At 71.6% G+C, this 17,350-nt stretch carries 17 protein-coding genes; 10 read left to right on the forward strand and 7 right to left on the reverse strand.

Features of this window, described 5'->3' with window-relative positions; all coding sequences use genetic code 11:
- Positions 1 to 21 precede the first annotated feature (21 nt).
- Both BEK98_RS05865 and BEK98_RS05870 read right to left on the reverse strand, forming a co-directional pair.
- On the reverse strand, positions 22 to 1,209 hold the full coding sequence (locus tag BEK98_RS05865; protein ID WP_094215305.1) for a GGDEF domain-containing protein: 1,188 nt from the start codon (positions 1,207 to 1,209) through the stop codon (positions 22 to 24).
- A 241-nt stretch (positions 1,210 to 1,450) separates the two neighbouring features.
- Positions 1,451 to 2,245: an enoyl-CoA hydratase/isomerase family protein gene (locus BEK98_RS05870; RefSeq protein WP_094215306.1), complete on the reverse strand. Its 795-nt coding sequence runs from the start codon at positions 2,243 to 2,245 to the stop codon at positions 1,451 to 1,453.
- Between the two features lie 203 nt (positions 2,246 to 2,448).
- Here BEK98_RS05870 and BEK98_RS05875 point away from each other — a divergent pair, with 203 nt between their 5' ends.
- Positions 2,449 to 3,129 carry a hypothetical protein gene (locus tag BEK98_RS05875; RefSeq protein WP_208643021.1) on the forward strand — a complete coding sequence of 227 codons (681 nt, stop codon included), beginning with the start codon at positions 2,449 to 2,451 and terminating at the stop codon, positions 3,127 to 3,129.
- Here the strand turns inward: BEK98_RS05875 and BEK98_RS05880 are convergent.
- Together BEK98_RS05880 and BEK98_RS05885 are read right to left on the reverse strand one after the other, a co-directional pair.
- Positions 3,120 to 4,226 (reverse strand): adenylate/guanylate cyclase domain-containing protein, encoded by a 1,107-nt coding sequence (locus BEK98_RS05880; protein ID WP_094215307.1) that lies wholly within the window; start codon positions 4,224 to 4,226, stop codon positions 3,120 to 3,122. The two genes, BEK98_RS05875 and BEK98_RS05880, sit on opposite strands and share 10 nt — an antisense overlap.
- 491 nt (positions 4,227 to 4,717) lie before the next feature.
- Positions 4,718 to 5,578 (reverse strand): biotin--[acetyl-CoA-carboxylase] ligase, encoded by an 861-nt coding sequence (locus BEK98_RS05885; RefSeq protein WP_094215308.1) that lies wholly within the window; start codon positions 5,576 to 5,578, stop codon positions 4,718 to 4,720.
- 111 nt (positions 5,579 to 5,689) lie between these two features.
- On the opposite strand from BEK98_RS05885, the gene BEK98_RS05890 reads away from it, so the two are divergent.
- The 4 genes from BEK98_RS05890 (at position 5,690) to BEK98_RS05905 (ending at position 8,403) form a co-directional block, all read left to right on the forward strand.
- Entirely contained in the window at positions 5,690 to 7,285 is a 1,596-nt protein-coding gene (locus BEK98_RS05890) for an acyl-CoA carboxylase subunit beta (RefSeq protein WP_094215309.1), read from the forward strand.
- Between the two features lie 24 nt (positions 7,286 to 7,309).
- Positions 7,310 to 7,519, forward strand: coding sequence for an acyl-CoA carboxylase epsilon subunit (locus BEK98_RS05895; protein ID WP_094215310.1), 210 nt, complete (start codon positions 7,310 to 7,312; stop codon positions 7,517 to 7,519).
- A 111-nt stretch (positions 7,520 to 7,630) separates the two neighbouring features.
- A complete protein-coding gene (gene mmpB / locus BEK98_RS50820) occupies positions 7,631 to 7,759 on the forward strand; it encodes a morphogenic membrane protein MmpB (protein ID WP_094215311.1) in 129 nt (42 codons plus the stop codon).
- Between the two features lie 26 nt (positions 7,760 to 7,785).
- Positions 7,786 to 8,403 (forward strand): Maf family protein, encoded by a 618-nt coding sequence (locus BEK98_RS05905; RefSeq protein WP_094215312.1) that lies wholly within the window; start codon positions 7,786 to 7,788, stop codon positions 8,401 to 8,403.
- On the opposite strand, the gene BEK98_RS05910 is transcribed toward BEK98_RS05905, so the two are convergent.
- A complete protein-coding gene (locus BEK98_RS05910; RefSeq protein ID WP_094215732.1) occupies positions 8,375 to 8,932 on the reverse strand; it encodes a hypothetical protein in 558 nt (185 codons plus the stop codon). The genes BEK98_RS05905 and BEK98_RS05910 overlap by 29 nt on opposite strands.
- A 402-nt stretch (positions 8,933 to 9,334) precedes the next feature.
- On the opposite strand from BEK98_RS05910, the gene BEK98_RS05915 reads away from it, so the two are divergent.
- On the forward strand, positions 9,335 to 11,107 hold the full coding sequence (locus BEK98_RS05915) for an acetyl/propionyl/methylcrotonyl-CoA carboxylase subunit alpha (protein ID WP_094215313.1): 1,773 nt from the start codon (positions 9,335 to 9,337) through the stop codon (positions 11,105 to 11,107).
- Between the two features lie 69 nt (positions 11,108 to 11,176).
- Here the strand turns inward: BEK98_RS05915 and BEK98_RS05920 are convergent, their stop codons facing one another.
- Positions 11,177 to 12,115 (reverse strand): DeoR/GlpR family DNA-binding transcription regulator, encoded by a 939-nt coding sequence (locus BEK98_RS05920; RefSeq protein WP_094215314.1) that lies wholly within the window; start codon positions 12,113 to 12,115, stop codon positions 11,177 to 11,179.
- Between the two features lie 166 nt (positions 12,116 to 12,281).
- The gene (locus tag BEK98_RS05925) at positions 12,282 to 13,730 is read right to left on the reverse strand and encodes an NAD(P)H-quinone dehydrogenase (protein WP_094215315.1); all 1,449 of its coding nucleotides are present in this window, start codon (positions 13,728 to 13,730) and stop codon (positions 12,282 to 12,284) included.
- 98 nt (positions 13,731 to 13,828) lie between these two features.
- On the opposite strand from BEK98_RS05925, the gene BEK98_RS05930 reads away from it, so the two are divergent.
- From BEK98_RS05930 to BEK98_RS05945, 4 genes are all read left to right on the forward strand, one after another.
- Positions 13,829 to 14,266: a gamma-glutamylcyclotransferase family protein gene (locus BEK98_RS05930; protein ID WP_094215316.1), complete on the forward strand. Its 438-nt coding sequence runs from the start codon at positions 13,829 to 13,831 to the stop codon at positions 14,264 to 14,266.
- A gap of 51 nt (positions 14,267 to 14,317) precedes the next feature.
- Positions 14,318 to 14,596, forward strand: coding sequence for a type II toxin-antitoxin system RelE family toxin (locus tag BEK98_RS05935; protein WP_094215317.1), 279 nt, complete (start codon positions 14,318 to 14,320; stop codon positions 14,594 to 14,596).
- A 110-nt stretch (positions 14,597 to 14,706) separates the two neighbouring features.
- On the forward strand, positions 14,707 to 15,531 hold the full coding sequence (locus BEK98_RS05940) for a purine-nucleoside phosphorylase (protein WP_094215318.1): 825 nt from the start codon (positions 14,707 to 14,709) through the stop codon (positions 15,529 to 15,531).
- A 172-nt stretch (positions 15,532 to 15,703) separates the two neighbouring features.
- Positions 15,704 to 17,335 (forward strand): phospho-sugar mutase, encoded by a 1,632-nt coding sequence (locus tag BEK98_RS05945; protein WP_094215319.1) that lies wholly within the window; start codon positions 15,704 to 15,706, stop codon positions 17,333 to 17,335.
- Positions 17,336 to 17,350 lie beyond the last annotated feature (15 nt).

A 17,350-nucleotide genomic window follows, 5' to 3' on the forward strand; every position in this document is an offset into this window, starting at 1 on the left:
AGTGGGGGACAGGAGTGACCCTTACCGATCCGTGTGCTTCGCCTCACGGTCGGCCCCGGGCGGCCGGCGCCCGCGGAAGCGCCGCCGCTCGCCGTACTCGGCCCGCTCGGGCGTCGGCTCGTCGGCGAGGCGTACGACGGGGTCGTCCGGCCCCTCCCGGCCCGCGACCACCGGCCGGTCCGCGCGCATGGCCTTGGCCCGGTACTGGGCGGCGTCGGCCAGCCGGAACAGCCGCCGGGCCGAGGGCACCGGCCCGATGGCGTCCTCGGTCGAGGCGACCCCGCACGCCACCCCCTCCCCCAGCTCCAACTCGGCGGCCCTGCGGCACAGTTCGTCCGCCGCCTTGACCACCTCGTCGGCGGGCGGACCCACCGCCAGCAGACAGAACTCGTCTCCGCCGAGCCGCGCCGCGAGCGCGCCCGGCACCATCGCCCCGCACAGCGACAGCACCGAGCCGAACCGCTCCAGCAGCCGGTCCCCGACCGCGTGCCCGAGGGTGTCGTTGACCCGCTTGAGCCCATTGAGGTCACAGACGACGAGGCTGACGACCGCGCCGTCCGCGCGATGCCGCTCTACGGCCTCCTCCAGGCGTACATCCACGGCACGTCGGTTGGCGAGGCCGGTGAGGGCGTCGGTGAACGCGAGCCGGCGGGCCTCCTCCAGCCGCTCGGTCTGCGCGATGCCCGCGGCGACGACGGCGGCCAGGACCGTGGCGAAGTCGGCGTCCGCCCGCCCGAACACGGGCGCGCCGGCCGCGCGGGCGACATACAGCTCGCCCCAGGCCCTGCCGTGCAGCACGACGGGCGCGACCAGGCAGCAGCCGCGGCCCCTGCGGCGCAGGGCGGCGACCCGGTGGTGGTGGTAGCCGGGGGTGCCGGCCGCCGTGCCTTCGGCGGTCTCCACCCAGGCGTTCGGCTCGCCCCCGCCCGCCCAGCGCTCGTGCAGGAACTCGGTGATCTCCGGGAACTGGTGCACCGGATAGGACTCGGCCTCCGGGAACTCCTCCTCGTCCGGGCGGCGCTCCCCCACGTTCACGAGCACCCGCAGCCGCCCCAGCTCCCGCTCCCACACCGACAGCGCGCCGAAGCTCCCGTCCAGCGCCCGGCACGCACCGAGCGCGGCGGCCCGCCACGACTCCCGCGGGGTGTGCGCCGCCGCCATCCCCTGAGCCAGCGCCACCACAGCGGCGAACCGCTTGTCGTCACCCATTACCCCAGGTTAGGGAGAAATAGACCAATTCGGGACATTGGTACGGCGAACAGGTGGACAGAGCTGCCCGCGTGCCGCCGCAGCTGCGGGCAGTCGTGCCGCTAGGGGCGGCACGGGTGGGCGCAGCGGCACCCCGCAAGCGCGGGCAAGCGACCCAACCCCCGGCCAGCTACGACGCCGGGCGACCTACAAGCACGCCCCGGCCCGCCGCAGCACCGGCAACTCAGAAACGCGCCCCACTTCACTCCCCCGGCCACTCCGGCTTCCGCTTCTCGTTGAACGCGGCCACCCCCTCCGCCCGGTCCCCCGAGAACGCCACCGACCGCCACGCCGCGTCCTCGACCTCAAGACCGGCCCGCAGATCCAGCCCGTGCCCCAGCCGCAGCGCCCGCTTCGCCGCCCGCAGCCCCACCGGCGAGTTCCCGGCGATCCGCGCCCCCAGCGCCAGCGCCTCCTCGCGGTCCCGCCCCTCTTCCACCAACTGGTCCACCAGCCCCAGCTCGGCGGCCTCCGCCGCCTCCAGCCGCCGCGCCGAGAAAATCAGCTCGGCCGCCCGGGCCGCCCCGACCCGCCGTGGCAGCAGCTGCGTGCCGCCACCCCCCGGAATCACCCCCACGGACACCTCCGGCAGCCCCACCACCGCCGTACGGTCCGCGACGATCAGGTCGCAGGACAGGGCCAGCTCGAAACCGCCGCCCAGGGCGAAGCCGTGCACGGCCGCGATCGTCGGCATGGGCAGCTCCAGCACCCCGGTGTACGCCCCACGCGCCACCGGCCGCTGCCGCATCAGGTCCGCGTCACTGAACGAGTTCCGCTCCTTCAGATCGGCCCCCACACAGAAGGCCCGCTCATGGGACGAGGTCAGGACGACCACCCGCGCATCCCGGTCACTACCCAGCGCCGTACACGCGGCCGCGAGGGAACGGGCCATCTCCGTCGAGACGGCGTTCATGGCCTTGGGCCGGTCCAGCACCAGCTCCGCCACATGCCCGTGCCGCCGCACCAGCACGAACTCCCCGAACCGCTCCTCGCTCATGACACCCTCCGGTTAACGCGGGTTAACTCACTGTCGGCCCGATCATCGCAGCCGTACCCCGCCCCGGGAAAGAGCCGCCCCCGCCCGCTGTTCTACGCCCGTTCGAGTGACATCCCACCCGTCTCACCCCACACCGCCCACAGGAGCGCATAGCGTGCGCTCCGCCACGGCGCGCCCGGGGCGCGCGGCGGGGAGGAAACCTCATGACACCGATATCTGCACAGCCCAGCACGGCCGAAACAGACCAGCAGGCCGAGCCGGCCGAGACGGCGCACCCGGTCCTGACCGGCATCCGGCGCGGCCGGCACCGCAAGCCCCGCCCCCGCAAGGTGCTGATGGCCGCGGGCGGCCTGGCCCTGGCCGCCGGAGTCCTGAGCCTGGTCCACGTGGCCCCGGAGTCCGGGGTGGGCGCCCCGGGCACGGCGGAGGCCGAGCCGCGCCTGGACCCGGGCGGCACCACCGAGCACGCGCCCGAGACGGCGGCCACCGACGGCACCGCCCCCACGGCCCTGCCCTCGGCCACCTCGGTCATGGGCGGAGTGAGCGCGGTCCCCACGACCACAGCCACCACCGCACCCACCCCGTCGGCCACGCCCACGACGCTCCCCGGCAGTACGGACATCCCGACCACGATCCCGACCGGCGCCCCGCAGCCGACGAGCACCCCGTCCACGACGGCCCCCCGCCCGTCGCCCACGACACCCACGCCCACCCGGACCCCCACGCCGACGCCCAGCCACAGCACACCCGCACCCGAGCCGGGCGGGGTGTGCGTACCGGTGATCAGCCTGTGCGTGGACCTACCGGGGGCCCGGCAGGACAAAGGACCTCAAGGACTTCAAGGACTTCAAGGACTTCAAGGACTTCAAGGACGTCAGGACTGACCGTCGCGGCGGTTGAGCAGCCACGGCTCGACCACGCCGAGCCCGCGCACCGGCCGCTGCCACATCGGCTGGAGCCCGAAGCGGTACCGGGGCGGCTCCTCGCCCTCCTTCTCGGCGGCGGCAGCGGCCTCGGCCGCCTCTGCCTCCGAGGCGGGCGCCTCGGCGGTGCGGATCAGCTCCTCGGCGAAGGCGCTGTCGACGAGCACGGCATCGCGCGGGGCTATCGAGGTCAGCCGGGAGGCCAGGTTGACGGTCGTACCGAAGACATCACCCATCCGGGTGGTCACCGTGCCGAACGCCATGCCCACCCGCAGCTCGGGCATCGTCTCGTCGTTGGCCATCGTCTCGACCAGCCGCAGGGCGATGTCCGCGGCCGTACCCGCGTCGTCGGCGGCGTACAGCACCTCGTCACCGAGGGTCTTGATGAGCCGCCCGCCCCGAGCTGCCACGAGGTCCGCGGCGGTGGTCTCGAAGGCCTCGACCAGCTCGCCCAGCTCCTCCTCCTCCATCCGCCGGGTCAGCCGCGTGAACCCGACGAGGTCGGCGAAGCCGACGGCCAGCCGCCGGTCGACCATCTCCTCGTCGTCGCCGGTCTGCACGACCCGGCCGGCCGAGGCGGCGAGCTGGCGGCGCCACACATAGACCAGGAACTCCTCCAGCTCGGGCAGGAGCAGCTCGACGATCGGGTACGTCACCTCGGTGCGGGTCATGCCCGGCTCGGGGGGCTCGGTCAGGCCCTCCAGGAAGGAGTCCATCTGCCATTCGGCCAGTCGGGCGGTGGTCTGCCCGGTGGACCGGGCCACCTGGACGGCCATGGCCTCGCTGAGCAGCCCCGCCTCCACGAGGCCGGCGAGGCGGCGCAGGGCCAGTACGTCGGCCTCGGTCAGCGCCTTCGCCTGGCCGATGTCGGCGAAGCCCATGGCCCGCCAGAAGCGGGAGGCCAACTCCATGGAGACACCGGCGCTGCGGGCCGCCTGGAAGGGGGTGTAACGGCGCTCCGCACCCAGGATGAGGTGTTCGAGACGCAGCGCGAGCGGGTCCTCGCCGGAGTCGGCGGCCTGCGGGTCCGCTCCGGAGCCCGTGTCGTCGACGGTCACGCCAGCTGCCCTTCCGATCTGTCACGGTCAGATATCGACCGGCCTCAACTCTACGGCAGGTGTGCGCCAGCTCACTCCGTTGGGTTCGGCCGACAGTGCCTTGGCGCTCCGCTGGTTGGGCGCGCGGTGTCTCGGGCCTGGGCTGGTCGGGCGCCCGGTGCCGCGGTGGCCGCCCCGGGGGCTCCGCCCCCGGCCCCCCGTCCTCGCCCACCCACCACCCGACTCGGTCGGCTCAGAAGTCACCCGCCCGACTCGGTCGGCGCGAAGACCACCCGCCCGACTCGGTCCGCCCGGAGCCACTCGCCTGACCCGGTCGGCTCGAAGATCACCCGTTCGACCCGGTCCGCCCGGAGCCACCCGTCCGACCCGGTCGGTTCGAAGACCACCCGCCTGACCCGATCCGCTCGAAGATCACCCGCCCGACCCGGTCCGCCCGGAAGCCACCCGCCCGACCCGGTCCGCTCGCCCCCCCCCCACACACACAGCGAACCTCACACCGGTCGCAAGTGCACGACGTCGCCCGCCCCGACCGGCTCCTGTACCCCGGCCTCCGTGGCGATGACCAGGCGGCCGTCGCCGTCGATCGCCACGGCCTCGCCCACGACCGTGCGGTCGCCGGGCAGCTCGGCTCGTACCTTGCGGCCCAGCGTCGCGCAGCCCGCCGCGTACGTCTCCTGCAGGCCGCTCGCGACCGGATCGCCGCCCGCCGCCCGCCAGCGCCCGTACCAGTCCTCCAGCGCGCGCAGGACCCCGCGGAGCAAGGTGTCGCGGTCCGTGCTCACCGCGTTGGCCAGCGCGAGCGATCCCGCCTGCGGTACGGGCAGTTCCGCCTCGCGCAGGGTGACGTTGATGCCGACGCCGATGACCACGCCGTCGGTCCCGGCCCGTTCCGCGAGGATGCCGCCGGCCTTGCGCTCCTCGCCGCCGACGGTCACCAGCAGGTCGTTGGGCCACTTGAGTGCCGTGTCCACCCCGGCCGCCTTGGACAGGCCGGTCGCCACGGCCACGCCGGTGAGCAGCGGCAGCCAGCCCCAGCGGTCCACCGGGACCTCCGCGGGCCGCAGGAGGACCGAGAAGAACAGGCCCGAGCGGGCCGGCGCGGTCCACTGCCGCTCCAGCCGCCCCCGCCCCGCGGTCTGCTCCTCGGCGATCAGGACCGCGCCCTCCCCCGCCTTGCCCGCCACGGCCCGGGCCACGAGGTCGGAGTTGGTGGAGCCGGTGCGCTGGACCACGTCCAGTTCCGACCACAGACCCCCCTCCCGCACCAGGGCCCGCCGCAGCGCTGCGGCGTTCAGGGGCGGACGGTCCAGGTCGGACCAACGGCTGTCGTCTGATGCATTGTGCGGCGTCATGCAAGTCACCCTAGGTGTGGGAAACGCCGCACTGCCGACACGAAGGCGCGCCACTACGCTACGGATGAGTAACCGTCCCCCCTTTTGAGCAGGCAGGGAGCCGCGATCCCGATGTCCGAGCCGGAAGAGATCGACATTCACACGACCGCGGGCAAGCTCGCGGATCTGCAACGCCGTGTCCATGAGGCGACGCACGCCGGCTCGGAGCGCGCCGTCGAAAAGCAGCACAGCAAGGGCAAGCTGACGGCTCGTGAGCGCATCGAGCTGCTCCTCGACGAGGGATCCTTCGTCGAGCTGGACGAGTTCGCCCGCCACCGCTCCACCAACTTCGGCCTGGAGAAGAACCGCCCGTACGGCGACGGCGTCGTCACGGGCTACGGCACGGTCGACGGCCGCCCCGTCGCCGTGTTCTCCCAGGACTTCACGGTCTTCGGCGGCGCCCTGGGCGAGGTCTACGGCCAGAAGATCGTCAAGGTGATGGACTTCGCGCTGAAGACCGGCTGCCCGGTCATCGGCATCAACGACTCCGGCGGCGCCCGTATCCAGGAAGGCGTCGCCTCCCTCGGTGCGTACGGCGAGATCTTCCGCCGCAACACCCACGCCTCCGGTGTGATCCCGCAGATCAGCCTGGTCGTCGGCCCCTGTGCGGGCGGCGCGGTCTACTCCCCCGCGATCACCGACTTCACGGTCATGGTCGACCAGACCTCGCACATGTTCATCACCGGCCCGGACGTCATCAAGACCGTCACCGGCGAGGACGTCGGCTTCGAGGAGCTGGGCGGCGCCCGCACCCACAACGCCGTCTCCGGCGTGGCGCACCACATGGCCGGCGACGAGAAGGACGCCATCGAGTACGTCAAGCAGCTGCTGTCGTACCTGCCGTCCAACAACCTCAGCGAGGCCCCGGTCTTCCCGGAGGAGGCGGACCTCGCCGTCACCGCCGAGGACCTGGAGCTGGACACCCTGGTCCCGGACAGCGCCAACCAGCCGTACGACATCCGCACGGTGGTCGAACACGTCCTGGACGACGCCGAGTTCTTCGAGACGCAGGCGCTGTTCGCACCGAACATGGTCACCGGCTTCGGCCGGGTCGAGGGCCACCCGGTCGGCATCGTCGCCAACCAGCCCATGCAGTTCGCGGGCTGCCTCGACATCGACGCGTCCGAGAAGGCGGCGCGCTTCGTGCGCACCTGCGACGCCTTCAACCTCCCGGTGCTCACCTTCGTGGACGTGCCGGGCTTCCTCCCGGGCGTCGACCAGGAGCACACCGGCATCATCCGCCGCGGCGCCAAGCTGATCTACGCCTATGCCGAGGCCACCGTCCCCCTCATCACGGTCATCACCCGCAAGGCCTTCGGCGGCGCCTACGACGTCATGGGCTCCAAGCACCTGGGTGCCGACCTCAACCTCGCCTGGCCGACCGCCCAGATCGCCGTCATGGGCGCCCAGGGCGCCGTCAACATCCTGCACCGCCGCACCATCGCCGAGGCGGAGGCGAGCGGCGAGGACCTCGAGGCGGTCCGCGCCCGGCTCATCCAGGAGTACGAGGACACCCTCCTCAACCCCTACATCGCGGCCGAGCGCGGCTACGTCGACGCGGTGATCATGCCGTCGGACACCCGCGGCCACATCGTCCGCGGCCTGCGTCAGCTGCGCACGAAGCGGGAATCCCTGCCTCCGAAGAAGCACGGCAACATCCCCCTCTAGGCCCCGCTGACCTTTGGAGCGGTCATGAACATCAAGGTCGTACGAGGCAATCCCACCCCGGAGGAGCTTGCCGCCGCCCTGGCGGTGGTCCGCGCCCGCGCCGCGGCGGCAGCAGCAACGCCGCCCGGCGCACCGGGCCCGAGGGACTCCTGGTCGGACCCGGCCCGCATCGCGGGCCACCACGTCCCGCGCCCCGGCCCGGCATCCTGGACCCGCACCTACTGGCCAAGCTAGGGGCGATTCCCTCAGGGGCGCGGGGAACCGCGCAGCTCAGAGCAGTACCGGGTGCCAACTTGAGTACTTGTACTCAGGCACCCGGCACAAAAAAACCACACGCTGGACACCATGTTGTGGTCAGACCCCGAAGACGAGCCGCCGAAGGAACTCCGTGACACGCAGGAGATGCTCCGGCGGCTCGGCCTCGTCCTGGCCCTGGCCATGCTGCTGGGCATGATCGTCCTCGGCCTGAGGTAGCACAGCGGCACCGCTAACCTGACCGCATGACCGCAAAGCCGCGCAGACGCCTCGTGCTCGCCTCCCAGTCCCCCGCCCGCCTGGGCCTGCTGCGCCAGGCAGGCCTCGCCCCCGAGGTGATCGTGAGCGGGGTCGACGAGGACGCCGTCACCGCACCCACCCCGGCCGAGCTGGCGCTCGCTCTCGCCGAGGCCAAGGCCTCCGTCGTGGCGGCGAAGCCGGAGGTGCAGGGCGCCCTGGTGATCGGCTGCGACTCGGTGCTGGAGCTGGACGGGCAGGCGCTCGGCAAGCCCGCGGACGCCGAGGAGGCCACCGCCCGCTGGAAGGCGATGCGCGGGCGGGCCGGGACCCTCCAGACGGGGCACTGCATCTGGGACACGACGGCCAAGCGGTACGTCGCCGGGGTCGCCTCCACGATCGTCCACTTCGGCGAGCCCTCGGACGAGGAGATCGCCGCGTACGTCGCCTCGGGCGAACCCCTCTACGTCGCCGGAGCGTTCACCCTGGACGGCCTCTCGGCGCCGTTCATCGAGGGCATCGACGGCGACCACGGCAACGTGATCGGCATCAGCCTGCCCCTCGTACGGCGACTGCTGGCCGAACTGGGCATCAGCATCACAGAGTTGTGGGCACCGGCAGAGTGACCTGGGCGGGGACGGAGTCCTGCGGCTCGTCGTCCCCGTCCTGGGGCTCACCCGTCCGGCTGTGCGGCTCGCCCGCGAAGCCCGGGTTTCCGGCCGGCTCGCCCTCGGCCTTCGGGTCGCCGCCCGCCTCCGGGGCATCACCGGAGGCACTCTGCTCCGGGCCGTCCTCACGGTCGTAGGACACCAGGAGCAGCACCAGGAGGCCGAGCATCACGACCATGAACACGAACGCCGGCCAGCCCACCAGGCTCAGGGTGAACGCGCCCAGCAGGCCGTGCACGACCGCCACGCTGATCAGCACGACACGCCCGAAGCCTGCGGGCGCGCGGTTGCGTATCGCCACGAGCAGGGCCACCAGGGCGCACAGGACGAAGTAGAGGCCGAACGCCACGCCGCCGATCTTCGAGGACTTCGACATGACGTCGGGGTCGAGGCCGGCCAGCGACATCCGCTGCCGGTCCACGACCACTCCGAGGAACCAGTTCAGTGCCCCGATGAAGAACGCCTCGGCCAAGAGGACGACTGCCACGACCCATGCCACCGGTCTGCGCACCACCGGTCCCCACCCACCTTCGACCTCAGCCCGAGCAGAGCTGCTGTTACCTGAAGTACGTTCGAGTCATCGCGAACGCTACTAACGGGTAAACCCGGGGACAAGGGTTCGGGCACCGGCAAAGAATCATTGGGCCATTCGTAGGGACTCGACAAAGAAACCGAGTGGGCCGCAGCACGCTCTCACAGAGACCTTGACCACATGACGGGGCTAGGGTTTTCCGGAGGAGTCCTGCCTACCGAGGTGCGACAAGGGATTTCGCGGGTCGAGCGAGCCTCGTATCACGCTCCGTGTGGGCAAGCTCACCATTGGGGACGGGTCGAAGTGCCGTGTCGGCAGTCCCTAAACTCGGCTTGTTTCAAGGAGGGAGCCTCAATCGTGCGCAAGGTGCTCATCGCCAACCGTGGCGAAATCGCTGTCCGCGTTGCCCGGGCCTGCCGGGACGCCGGGATCGCGAGCGTGGCCGTGTACGCCGACCCGGACCGGGACGCTCTGCATGTCCGCGCCGCGGATGAGGCGTTCGCCCTGGGTGGTGACACCCCCGCCACCAGCTATTTGGACATCGAGAAGGTCCTGAACGCCGCGCGCGAGTCCGGCGCGGACGCCGTCCACCCGGGCTACGGCTTCCTCTCGGAGAACGCCGAGTTCGCGCAGGCGGTCCTGGACGCCGGCCTGATCTGGATCGGCCCGCCCCCGCAGGCCATCCGCGACCTGGGTGACAAGGTCGCCGCCCGGCACATCGCGCAGCGTGCCGGCGCTCCCCTGGTGGCCGGTACGCCCGACCCGGTGAGTGGTGCCGACGAGGTCGTGGCGTTCGCGGAGCAGCACGGCCTGCCCATCGCGATCAAGGCCGCCTTCGGTGGTGGCGGGCGCGGCCTGAAGGTCGCCCGCACTCTCGAAGAGGTCCCGGAGCTGTACGAGTCGGCGGTCCGCGAGGCGGTCGCCGCCTTCGGCCGAGGCGAGTGCTTCGTCGAGCGCTACCTGGACCGTCCGCGCCACGTGGAGACCCAGTGCCTGGCCGACAAGCACGGCAACGTGGTCGTCGTCTCCACCCGTGACTGCTCGCTGCAGCGCCGCCACCAGAAGCTGGTCGAGGAGGCCCCGGCGCCGTTCCTCTCCGACGAGCAGGTCGCCGAGCTGTACCGCGCCTCGAAGGCCATCCTGAAGGAGGCCTCCTACGAGGGCGCCGGCACCTGTGAGTTCCTGGTCGGCCAGGACGGCACCATCTCCTTCCTGGAGGTGAACACGCGCCTTCAGGTGGAGCACCCGGTCACCGAGGAGGTCGCCGGCATCGACCTGGTCCGCGAGATGTTCCGTATCGCCGACGGCGAGGAACTCGGCTACGACGACCCGGCGCTGCGCGGACACTCGTTCGAGTTCCGGATCAACGGCGAGGACCCGGGCCGCAACTTCCTGCCGGCCCCCGGCACGGTCACCAGGTTCGCCGCGCCGTCCGGCCCCGGCGTCCGCCTGGACGCGGGCGTGGAGTCCGGCTCGGTCATCGGCCCGGCCTGGGACTCGCTGCTCGCCAAGCTGATCGTCACCGGCCGCACCCGCGAGGAGGCCCTGGAGCGGGCCTCCCGCGCCCTGGAGGAGTTCCAGGTCGAGGGCATGGCGACGGCGATCCCGTTCCACCGCGCGGTGGTCAAGGACCCGGCGTTCGCCCCGGAGCTGACCGGCTCCGCCGAGCCCTTCACGGTCCACACCCGCTGGATCGAGACCGAGTTCGTCAACGAGATCAAGCCGTTCGCCACCCCGGCCGAGGCCGAGGCGGAGGAGGAGACGGGCCGCGAGACGGTCGTCGTCGAGGTCGGCGGCAAGCGCCTGGAGGTCTCCCTCCCCTCCAGCCTGGGCATGTCCCTGGCCCGCACCGGCCTCGCGGCGGGCGCCAAGCCCAAGCGCCGCGCGGCCAAGAAGTCCGGCCCGGTGGCCTCCGGCGACACCCTCGCCTCCCCGATGCAGGGCACGATCGTCAAGGTCGCGGTCGAGGAGGGCCAGGAGGTCAAGGAAGGCGACCTGGTCGTCGTCCTGGAGGCCATGAAGATGGAACAGCCCCTCAACGCCCACAAGGCGGGCACCATCAAGGGCCTGAACTTCGAGGTCGGCGCCTCGGTCACGTCCGGCGCGGCGATCTGCGAGATCAAGGACTGACAGCAGGGATCCAAGTGACGCCCGGTGGACAGCACGTCTGCCGGGCGTTCCCTTTTCGACGGAGCCTTGCTATCGCCGCCGCAAATCAGCGACGCGCCCTCGCTCAGTCCCTCCCGACTGATCCCCGAGCATCCCCCGCAACCCACCCCCGGGCACCTGCCCCCGCCGAGGGCCAGGCAGACCCCGCTGACGCGCCGCAGGCAAATGTTCACCCCCCGGAGGGCTGCTCGCCCCCGCGACAGCGATCTGCACCCCCTGATCGGCGAGAGCCTGCAGCTCCGTGGCGGCGCGATCGTCGTGCGGGGGCGGCTCGTCGGTGACCAGGCGGGTGATGACATCGGTCGGCACCGTCTGGAACATCGTGTCCGTGCCCAGCTTGGTGTGGTCGGCGAGGACCACGACCTCCGCCGCGGCCTGCACCAGCGCACGGTCGACGGACGCCGAGAGCATGTTGGACGTGGACAGCCCGCGCTCGGCGGTGAGCCCACTCCCGGACAGGAAGGCCTTGGACACCCGAAGCCCCTGCAGGGACTGCTCCGCTCCGGAGCCGACGAGGGCGTAGTTGGAGCCGCGCAGGGTGCCGCCGGTCATCACGACCTCCACCCGGTTGGCGTGGGCCAACGCCTGTGCCACCAGAAGGGAGTTGGTGACGACGGTCAGCCCGGGCACGCGCGCGAGCCGGCGGGCCAGCTCCTGCGTGGTCGTACCCGCGCCGACCACGATGGCCTCGCCCTCTTCGACGAGTCCCGCGGCGAGATCGGCGATGGCCGTCTTCTCGGCGGTCGCGAGATGGGACTTCTGCGGAAAGCCGGACTCCCGCGTGAACCCGCCCGGCAATACCGCACCGCCGTGCCGGCGGTCGAGGAGTCCTTCTGCCTCCAGTGCGCGCACGTCCCGCCGTACGGTCACTTCGGAGGTCTGGACGACGCGGGCGAGTTCACGGAGCGACACGGCCCCGTTCGCTCGCACCATTTCGAGGATCAATTGGCGACGTTCTGCAGCGAACACGAAACTGACAGTAACCCCAACGACCGTCTGCTTTCAGCAGTTTGCGCCGAATAACAGAAGTTGTTCGCACGGCAGGACGGGAAGTGGTATAAGGCCTAATCTTCCCGCCTATGCCGTACGCATGCGCGACAACTCCCCGTGACCAGCGGGAAGTCGGACCCCTCGGTCAGGCCTCGCCGCCCGCCTTGCGCGTGTGCAGCTGCCGTGCCACCTCCGCGATCGACCCCGAAAGGGAGGGGTACACCGTGAATGCGTTCGCGATCTGTTCGACCGTCAGATTGTTGTCGACGGCGATCGAGATGGGGTGGATGAGTTCCGAGGCGCGCGGCGCCACCACGACACCGCCGACGACGATTCCGGTACCCGGCCGGCAGAAGATCTTGACGAAGCCGTCCCGGATGCCCTGCATCTTGGCGCGCGGGTTGCGCAGCAGCGGCAGCTTCACGACCCGGGCGTCGATCTTGCCCGCGTCCACGTCCGCCTGGCTGTAGCCGACGGTGGCGATCTCGGGGTCGGTGAAGACGTTCGAGGAGACCGTCTTGAGGTTCAGCGGGGCCACCGCGTCGCCGAGGAAGTGGTACATGGCGATACGTCCCTGCATGGCGGCCACGGACGCGAGCGCGAAGACACCGGTCACGTCACCGGCCGCGTAGACGCCGGGAGCGGTCGTACGCGAGACCTTGTCGGTCCAGATGTGGCCGGAGTCGCGCAGCTTCACGCCCGCCTCCTCCAGCCCGAGACCCGCGCTGTTCGGGATGGCGCCGACGGCCATGAGGCAGTGCGAGCCGGTGATGACGCGCCCGTCGGCCAGCGTCACCTCGACCCGGTCGCCGACGCGCTTGGCGGACTGCGCGCGGGAGCGGGCCATGACGTTCATGCCGCGGCGCCGGAAGACGTCCTCCAGGACGGCGGCGGCATCCGGGTCCTCACCGGGAAGCACCCGGTCCCTGGACGAGACGAGCGTGACCTTCGACCCCAGCGCCTGATACGCACCGGCGAACTCGGCACCGGTGACACCCGACCCGACCACGATCAGCTCTTCCGGCAGCTCGGTGAGGTCGTAGACCTGGGTCCAGTTGAGGATGCGCTCGCCGTCGGGCTGGGCGTCGGGCAGTTCGCGCGGGTGGCCGCCGGTGGCGATGAGGACGGCGTCGGCGGTGAGGGTCTCCTCGGAGCCGTCGGCGGCGGTGACGACGACCTTGCGGGAACCGTCGAGGCCCTGCATGCCGTCCAGCCGGCCGCGACCGCGCATGACCCGGGCGCCGGCGCGCGTGACGGACGCGGTGATGTCGTGCGACTGGGCGAGCGCGAGCCGCTTCACACGGCGGTTCACCTTCCCCAGGTCCACGCCCACCACCCGGGCCGCCTGTTCCAGCGGCGGGGTGTCGTCGGCGACGATGATCCCCAGCTCCTCGTAGGAGGAGTCGAAGGTGGTCATCACCTCGGCCGTAGCGATAAGGGTCTTCGACGGCACGCAGTCGGTCAGCACCGACGCTCCGCCCAGACCGTCGCAGTCGACGACGGTCACCTCCGCACCGAGCTGAGCGGCGACCAGCGCCGCTTCGTATCCGCCGGGTCCGCCACCGATGATCACGATCCGAGTCACGTACCCCATTGTCCCGCACGCTTCAAGGTGCTACTGCCCCGGGGGGCGCCGGGCGGCGGCCTCCGGTACGGGAGAGACGGGAGTTTCCGCTGCCGTACCCTCTCTCCATGTCGCTCTATGCCGCGTACGCCGGCAACCTCGAAGCGCGCCTGATGTCCCGCCGCGCCCCGCACTCCCCGCTGCGCGCCATCGGCTGGCTGAACGGCTGGCGGCTGACCTTCGGCGGCGAGCAGCTGGGCTGGGAGGGCGCGCTCGCGACGATCGTCGAGGAGCCCGGCGCCCAGGTCTTCGTCGGCCTGTACGACATCGCGCCCATGGACGAGGAGTCCCTCGACCGCTGGGAGGGCGTCGGCCTCGGCATCTACCGCCGGGTCCGCATCCGCGTGCACACCCTGGAAGGCGAGGAGTCGGCGTGGACGTACGCCCTCAACGCCTACGAGGGCGGCCTGCCGTCGGCGCGGTACCTCGGGGAGGTCGCGGACGCGGCCGAGTCGGCCGGGGCGCCACACGATTACGTGATGGAGCTGCGCAAGAGGCCGTGCTGACCGGCGTCGGCTCCTTAGACTGGGAAAACCGGCGCACCAACGGGAGAACGCATGGCCCCCACCACGTATGACGTCTATTACACGGTGCAGGCCGCCGAGGCCCGCGACCGGCTCGACGACCGTCAGCGCGCCGCGTTCGACAAGGGCATCGCCCTACTCGCCCGCGACCCGTTCCTCTCGGTGTCACGGCCCATAAGCTCCACCGGCGACGACCGCACGATCCGCCTCACCCAGAACATCCTCGTGGAGTACACGGTCAGCCGTGGCCGCCTGCTGGTCTTCATCGTCGAGGTCTTCAACGACAAGGACGTTCTCGTCCCGGACGAATGATCGTCCCGACGTCGGCATCGCCCTCTTCGTCGGAAACAACAAGACAACGAAAGCATTCCCGTGAGGTCTGTCATCTACGCGCGTAGGCGAAGACCGGCTACCCTCATCGCGTGAACGCATCTCTTCTTCCGGACGACATCCAGGGCGACCCCTACGCCGCCGCCGACGCCGCCGCCGCGCGCCTGCGCGAACTGACCGGCGCCGAGACCCACGACGTCGCCCTCGTGATGGGCTCCGGCTGGGCTCCGGCCGTCGACGCCCTGGGCGCACCCGACGCCGAGTTCCAGGTCACCGAGCTGCCCGGCTTCCCGCCGCCGGCCGTCGAGGGGCACGGCGGCAAGATCCGCTCGTACTCCTTCGGTGACAAGCGCGCCCTGGTCTTCCTGGGCCGCACCCACTACTACGAGGGCCGTGGCGTCGCCGCCGTCGCCCACGGCGTGCGCACCGCGGTGGCCGCCGGCTGCAAGACGATCGTGCTGACCAACGGCTGCGGCGGCCTGCGCGAGGGCATGCGCCCCGGCCAGCCGGTCCTGATCAGCGACCACATCAACCTGACGGCCACCTCCCCGATCGTCGGCGCCAACTTCGTCGACCTGACGGACCTGTACTCCCCCCGCCTGCGCGCCCTGTGCAAGGAGATCGACCCCTCCCTGGAGGAGGGCGTCTACGCGCAGTTCCCCGGCCCGCACTACGAGACCCCGGCCGAGATCCGCATGGCCCGCGTGATCGGCGCGGACCTGGTCGGCATGTCCACGGTCCTGGAGGCCATCGCCGCCCGTGAGGCGGGCGCCGAGGTGCTGGGCATCTCCCTGGTCACCAACCTCGCCGCGGGCATGACCGGCGAGCCCCTGAACCACGAGGAGGTCCTCCAGGCGGGCCGCGACTCGGCGGCACGCATGGGCGAGCTGCTGGGCCAGGTGCTGGGCCGGCTGTAAACAGATTCGAGGCCCTGTGGCGGCGCGAGCGTGCCACGGGTGCTTCGGCGGCGCTGAGCGCGATACGCCAGTCCACTTCCCAGCCGACCGAGTCGGGTGGGCGGGTGGGCGAACGGGGGTCTGGGGGCGGAGCCCCCAGGCGGCAGGCAAACAAGGAGAGGTTGATCCCAAGGTGCACGACGATCTGTTCGCCAAGGCCAGCGCATGGCTCGCCGAGGACCCGGACCAGGAGACCCGTGACGAACTGGCCAAGCTGATCGACGCCGGTGACGTAACGGAACTGTCGGCCCGATTCAGTGGCACCCTCCAGTTCGGCACCGCAGGCCTCCGAGGCGAACTCGGCGCCGGCCCGATGCGCATGAACCGCAGCGTCGTGATCCGCGCGGCCGCCGGCCTCGCCGCCTACCTGAAGAACCAGGGCCAGACCGACGGCCTCGTCGTCATCGGCTACGACGCCCGCCACAAGTCCGCCGACTTCGCCCGCGACACCGCCGCCGTCATGACCGGCGCCGGCCTGCGCGCGGCCGTCCTCCCCCGCCCCCTCCCCACCCCCGTCCTGGCCTTCGCGATAAGGCACCTGGGCGCGGTCGCGGGCGTCGAGGTCACCGCCAGCCACAACCCGCCCCGGGACAACGGCTACAAGGTCTATCTCGGCGACGGCTCCCAGATCGTCCCGCCGGCGGACGCGGAGATCGCCGCCGAGATCGACGCGATCGTCTCGCTGAACGACGTCCCGCGCCCGGACAGCGGATGGGAGACCCTGGACGACGCGGTCCTGGGCGCCTATCTGGCCCGTACGGACGCCGTGCTCGCCGAAGGCTCCCCGCGCACCGCCCGCACCGTCTACACGGCGATGCACGGCGTCGGCAAGGACGTCCTGCTGGCCGCCTTCGCCCGCGCCGGCTTCCCCGAGCCGGTGCTGGTCGCCGAGCAGGCCGACCCTGACCCGGACTTCCCGACGGTCGCCTTCCCCAACCCGGAGGAGCCGGGCGCGATGGACCTGGCGTTCGCGCAGGCCCGCGCGACCGACCCGGACCTGGTCATCGCCAACGACCCCGACGCCGACCGCTGTGCCGTGGCCGTGAAGCACGGGTCCGACTGGCGCATGCTGCGCGGCGACGAGGTGGGCGCGCTGCTCGCCGCCCACCTGGTGAGCCGCGGCGCCACCGGCACCTTCGCGGAGTCGATCGTCTCCTCCTCCCTCCTCGGCCGCATCGCCGAGAAGGCGAACCTCCCCTACGAGGAGACCCTCACCGGCTTCAAGTGGATCGCCCGCGTGGACGGCCTGCGCTACGGCTACGAGGAGGCCCTCGGCTACTGCGTGGACCCGGAGGGCGTACGGGACAAGGACGGCATCACGGCCGCGCTCCTGATCACCGAGCTGGCCTCGGTCCTGAAGGAGGAGGGCCGCACCCTCCTCGACCTCCTCGACGACCTGGCCGTGGAGCACGGTCTGCACGCCACCGACCAGCTGTCGGTCCGCGTCGAGGACCTCGCGGTCATCTCGGACGCGATGCGCCGTCTGCGCGAGCAGCCCCCGACCGAGCTGGCGGGTCTGGCCGTCGTCCGCGCCGAGGACCTCACCCAGGGCACGGACAAGCTCCCGCCCACCGACGGCCTGCGCTACACCCTCGACGGCGCCCGCGTCATCGTCCGCCCCAGCGGCACCGAGCCCAAGCTCAAGTGCTACCTGGAGGTCGTCGTACCGGTCGCCGCCCACGCCGGCCTCCCGGCCGCCCACACCCGCGCGACCGACCTGCTCACGGCCATCAAGCGGGACCTGTCCGCGGCCGCCGGCATCTGAGTCACCGGCCCTGAG

Origin of the sequence: Streptomyces diastatochromogenes, from assembly GCF_002242805.1 — a bacterium.
Classification (GTDB): Bacteria; Actinomycetota; Actinomycetes; order Streptomycetales; family Streptomycetaceae; genus Streptomyces; species Streptomyces diastatochromogenes.

Coding starts and splice junctions, on each gene's coding strand:
- BEK98_RS05865 (WP_094215305.1), bottom strand. CDS start 1,209: ATGGGTGACGACAAGCGGTTCGCCGCTGTGGTGGCGCTGGCTCAGGGG.
- BEK98_RS05870 (WP_094215306.1), bottom strand. CDS start 2,245: ATGAGCGAGGAGCGGTTCGGGGAGTTCGTGCTGGTGCGGCGGCACGGG.
- BEK98_RS05875 (WP_208643021.1), top strand. CDS start 2,449: ATGACACCGATATCTGCACAGCCCAGCACGGCCGAAACAGACCAGCAG.
- BEK98_RS05885 (WP_094215308.1), bottom strand. CDS start 5,578: ATGACGCCGCACAATGCATCAGACGACAGCCGTTGGTCCGACCTGGAC.
- BEK98_RS05890 (WP_094215309.1), top strand. CDS start 5,690: ATGTCCGAGCCGGAAGAGATCGACATTCACACGACCGCGGGCAAGCTC.
- BEK98_RS05895 (WP_094215310.1), top strand. CDS start 7,310: ATGAACATCAAGGTCGTACGAGGCAATCCCACCCCGGAGGAGCTTGCC.
- mmpB (WP_094215311.1), top strand. CDS start 7,631: ATGTTGTGGTCAGACCCCGAAGACGAGCCGCCGAAGGAACTCCGTGAC.
- BEK98_RS05905 (WP_094215312.1), top strand. CDS start 7,786: ATGACCGCAAAGCCGCGCAGACGCCTCGTGCTCGCCTCCCAGTCCCCC.
- BEK98_RS05925 (WP_094215315.1), bottom strand. CDS start 13,730: ATGGGGTACGTGACTCGGATCGTGATCATCGGTGGCGGACCCGGCGGA.
- BEK98_RS05930 (WP_094215316.1), top strand. CDS start 13,829: ATGTCGCTCTATGCCGCGTACGCCGGCAACCTCGAAGCGCGCCTGATG.
- BEK98_RS05935 (WP_094215317.1), top strand. CDS start 14,318: ATGGCCCCCACCACGTATGACGTCTATTACACGGTGCAGGCCGCCGAG.